Below are 634 nucleotides of genomic sequence, written 5' to 3' on the forward strand. Positions count from 1 at the left end.
TGGTCTCCATTACAGATACCAGCTTGAATCACGCCCGCGAGCGGATGTGAATCCCTTTTGTCAACACGACCTAGCAACTGTGTCGATCTTTCGCGTCGAATCTACCACGACTTACCGGTTTTGATGATTGCATTGGCGATCATGACCAACGGCAATCCCTCCTAAAAATAGTGTTGTTCACAAGTTGAGTTTTCTCGGCAAGATATCTGAGGAGATTTACGATGAAGAACGGACGATATAGCGACGGATAGATCATGGCCGTGTTGAAGCAGGCGGAGAGGAGCGTCCCGGTCTCTGAGCTGTGCCGCGAGCACGCAATGAGCAGCGTGAGTTTTCACAAATGGCGCGCCGAGTTCGGTGGCATGGGCGCGTCCTTGATTTTCGAGATGAAGGATATGGCGGAAGATAACCGTCGCCTGAAGCGCATGTCTGCCAAGATGAGCATGCAAAACGACCTGTTGAAGGAAGCGCTTGGAAGCGCCACTTGTTGTGCCATTGGCCCGAGCGACAATGGCGCGCGTGAAGGCCGTCTCATAGGCGAGAACCTCTAGGTGACTGTGAACCGCCCCAAGTTTGCCGGAGGCTGGTTGTGGTTAGTTGCGCGGTCGTGTCTTCAGTTTCCAGCGGCGCTTAG

Annotated in this window: 1 pseudogene; it reads left to right on the forward strand. The window is 53.6% G+C overall.

The features are described from left to right. Positions 1–254: 254 nt before the first annotated feature. Positions 255–476: pseudogene (locus tag R0J92_RS21535) on the forward strand (transposase); the annotation flags it as partial. Positions 477–634 lie beyond the last annotated feature (158 nt).

The organism is Tritonibacter sp. SIMBA_163, assembly GCF_046535935.1.
Lineage (GTDB): Bacteria > Pseudomonadota > Alphaproteobacteria > Rhodobacterales > Rhodobacteraceae > Epibacterium > Epibacterium scottomollicae.